The sequence below is a fragment of the Delftia sp. ZNC0008 genome, assembly GCF_000799035.1.
Lineage (GTDB): Bacteria > Pseudomonadota > Gammaproteobacteria > Burkholderiales > Burkholderiaceae_C > Comamonas > Comamonas tsuruhatensis.
In genome coordinates this window covers 267-4,359 of record NZ_JTKZ01000592.1, presented here as the reverse complement: position 1 = coordinate 4,359, position 4,093 = coordinate 267, and the positions used below count along the sequence as shown (strand labels likewise).

Annotated in this window: 1 protein-coding gene; it reads left to right on the top strand. The window is 70.3% G+C overall.

Translation table 11 applies throughout. The features are described from left to right. A partial coding sequence (locus L995_RS19530; protein WP_231574485.1) for a non-ribosomal peptide synthetase occupies positions 1–4,093 on the top strand: 4,093 nt, incomplete at both ends.

The following is a 4,093-nucleotide window of genomic DNA, read 5'->3' as shown; positions in this document are numbered from 1 at the left end:
GGGTCGTGCCGACCAGCAGGTCAAGATCCGGGGCTTCCGCATCGAGCTGGGCGAGGTGCAGTCGCAGCTGCTGGCCCAGCCCGAGGTGCGCGAGGCGGTGGTGCTGGCCAAGGAGGGGACGGGCGGTGCCAGACTGATCGCCTATGTGTCGCTGAATGCAGAAATCGCAGAGGGTCTGCTCAAGGGGCGACTGGGCGAGGTACTGCCCGACTACATGGTGCCCTCGGCCATCGTCGTGCTCGATGCCCTGCCTTTGACGGCCAACGGCAAGGTGGACCGCAAGGCGCTGCCCGAGCCGGAGATGGCGAGTGCGCAGCAATACGAGGCACCGCAAGGTGAACTCGAAGAAACGCTGGCGCAGATCTGGGCCGAGGTGCTGGGCGTGGATCGCGTGGGCCGGCAGGACGGCTTCTTCGAGCTGGGCGGGCATTCGCTGCTGGCCCTGGGCCTGCTGGAGCGCGTACGCGCCCAGGGCCTGCGCGTGCAGGTGCGCACGCTGTTCCAGCACCCGAGGCTGGCGGAGTTTGCGCAGGCGGTACTGGAGGAACAGCAGGAGCAGCAGGGTGAGCAAGGGGAGCAGGTAGCCGGCGAGATCGATGTGCCGCCCAACGGCATCCCCGAAGGCTGCACGGCGATCACGCCGGACATGCTGACCCTGGTGGCGCTGGATGAGGATGAGATTGCACGCATTGCCGCTGCGGTGCCCGGTGGCGCAGCCAACATCCAGGACATCTATCCGCTGGCGCCGCTGCAGGAGGGAATTCTGTTCCACCACCTGCTGCAGTCCGAGGGCGATGCCTATGTCACCTCGCACACGCTGTGCTTTGACTCGCGCGAGCGGCTGCAGCGGTTTGCCGAGAGCTTTGACCAGGTGGTCGCGCGGCATGACATCCTGCGCACGGCCGTGTTCTGGGAGGGCCTGGCGACGCCCGTGCAGGTCGTCTGCCGGCAGGCCCGCCTGCCGCTGTCCTGGCTGGAGGAGGGCGGAACAGCGGCATCATCGCAGGACGCGCAGGACGCGCAGGACGCGCAGGACGCGCTGGCCCGGCTGGCCGCCTGCGCCCAGGGCTACCGCATCGACCTGCGCAAGGCGCCGCTGATCCACCTGGTGGCCGCGCAGGACGCGCCGGGCCAGCGCTGGCTGCTGCAGATCCTGGCCCATCACATGGTGGACGACAACACCACGCTCAAGCAGGTGATCGGCGAGATCGCGCTGATCCAGCAGGGCCGCTCCAGTGCGCTGCCCCGGCCGCTGCCGTTCCGCCAGTTCGTGGCCCAGGCGCGCTCGGGCGAGGGCACGGCCGGGCATGAGGCGTTTTTCCGCGCCATGCTGGGCGATGTGCAGGAGCCCACGGCGCCCTTCGGGCTGCTGGACGTCCAGGGCGACGGAGCGCGCACGAACGAGGTGCGGCAGGTGCTTGACGGCGGCCTTGCCGCCCGGTTGCGGCAGCAGTCCCGGCGCCACGGCGTCAGCGCCGCCGCGCTGTTCCACCTGGCCTGGGCCCTGGTGCTGGCCAGGACCAGCGGCAGGGACGACGTGGTGTTCGGCACCGTGCTGTTCGGCCGCATGCAGGCGCAGCAGGGCGCGGCCCGCGCGCTGGGCATGTTCATCAATACGCTGCCGCTGCGCGTTCGCCTGGCCGGTCGTGGCGTGGCCCAGGCCCTGCGCCAGACCCAGTCCGCGCTGACGGACCTGCTGCAGCACGAGCATGCCAGCCTGTCGATGGCCCAGTCCTGCAGCGGCCTGGCCGGCGGGGCGCCGCTGTTCACGGCCCTGCTCAACTACCGGCACACGGCGCTGCAGGACGCGGACGCTGGCGATGCCTGGACCGGCGTGCAGATACTGCAAAGCCACGAGCGCACCAACTTCCCGTTCGGCCTGTCGGTCAACGACACGGGCGAGGGCTTCACGCTGATCGCGCACGTGATCGATGCGGTGAATGCCCACAGCATGTGCGGCTACATGCACCAGGCGCTGGACAGCCTGGCCGATGCCCTGGCGCGCGAACCCGGCCAGCCCGTGACCGCGATTGCGGTGCTGCCCGCGCATGAACGGGACAGGCTGCTGCAGTGGAGCCTCAATGGCAAGTCCCATCCCCAGGCCCTGCCCGTGCACCGGGAATTCGAGGCCCGCGTGCGGGAGCAGCCCGATGCCGTCTGCCTGGTCCATGGCGACGAGGCGCTGACCTCGGCCCGGCTCAACGCCCGTGCCAACCGGCTGGCCCACCGGCTGATGGCCCTGGGCGTGGGGCCGGACGTGCGCGTGGGCGTTGCGCTGGAGCGCTCGGTGGACATGGTGGCGGGACTGCTGGCGGTGCTCAAGGCCGGCGGCGCCTATGTGCCGCTGGACATGGAGTACCCGGTGGACCGCCTGGCCTACATTGCCCAGGACAGCGGCATTGCCCTGCTGCTGACCGAGCGCAAGGCACGCGAGCGCCTGCCGTTCGCGCAGGCGCTGAACGTGGTCGAGCTCGACGATCTGGACCTGGACGCAGGGCCTGACCACAATCCCGGAGTGGTGGTCCATGGCGACCATCTGGCCTATGTGATCTACACCTCGGGCTCCACCGGCCGGCCCAAGGGGGCGGCCAACCGGCATGCCGCGCTGTCCAATTGCATGGCCTGGATGCAGGACCACTACCGGCTCACGCGGGCCGACGCGGTGCTGCACAAGGCGGCCTTCGGCTTCGATGTCTCGGCCTGGGAAATCTTCTGGCCGCTGACGGCGGGCGTGCGCCTGGTGATGGCCCGGCCCGGCGACCACCGCGATCCCGAGCGCATCGTCGCGCTGATCCGCCGCCACCAGATCACCACGCTGAACTTCGTGCCGGCCATGCTGCAGGCGTTTCTGGCCCATGAAGGCATCGAGGAGGAGACCCGCCTGCGCTATGTGATCTGCGGCGGCGAGGCCATGCCGGCCGAGACACAGCGCGAGGCCCTGCGCCGCCTGCACGGCGTCAGCCTGCAAAACCTCTATGGCCCCACCGAGGCCGCCATCCACGTGACGCACTGGACCTGCCGCGACGATGGCCGCAGCCCGGTCCCCATCGGCCGCCCCGTCAGCGCGACCAAGGCCCTGGTGCTGGGCCAGGATCTGGGACTGGTTCCCGCAGGCGTGGCCGGCGAACTCTATCTGGGCGGGCAGGCGCTGGCGCAGGGCTACCTGGGCCGGCCCGGCCTGAGCGCCGAGCGCTTCGTCGCCGACCCGTTCGACCAGGGCGGCGGCCGCCTGTACCGCACGGGCGACCTGGTGCGCTGGAACGACGAAGGCCAGCTGGAGTACCTGGGGCGCCTGGACCACCAGGTGAAGATCCGGGGCTTTCGCATCGAGCTGGGCGAGATCGAGGCCCGGCTGCTGGCCCAGCCCCAGGTGCGGGAGTCCGTGGTCGTGGCCCGCAAGGGCCCGGCGGGCATGCACCTGGCGGCCTATGTCTCGGCGCATGAGGGGCTGCAGGTCACGGCGGCCGAACTGCGCGAGCGCCTGGCCCTTGAACTGCCGGACTACATGGTGCCGGCCGCCATCATGGTGCTGGACCGCCTTCCCCTGAATGCCAATGGCAAGGTGGACAGGGCCGCCTTGCCCGAGCCTGAACTGCTGGCCAGCCTGCACTACGAGGCGCCCGTGGGCGATGGCGAGCAGCGTCTGGCCGCACTCTGGAGCGAGGTGCTGGGCGTGGAGCGCGTGGGGCGCCACGACCATTTCTTTGAGCTGGGCGGGCACTCGTTGCTGGCCCTGAAGCTGCTGGAGCGCATGCGCGCCCAGGGCTGGGTGACGCAGGTGCGCACGCTGTTCCAACACCCCCGGCTGGCGGATCTGGCACTGGCGCTGCGCCGCGAGCAGGGCCTGCCCCGGCATGAGGTGCTGGTGCCGCCCAACGGCATCCCCGAAGGCTGCACGGCCATCACGCCCGCCATGCTGACGCTGGTGGCACTGGACGCGCAGGAGATCGCACGGGTCGAGGACGCCGTGCCCGGTGGCGCGGCCAACATCCAGGACATCTATCCGCTGGCGCCGCTGCAGGAAGGCATTCTGTTCCACCACACGCTGCACCAGCAGGGCGACACCTATGCCACGCCCACGCTGCTGGGCTTT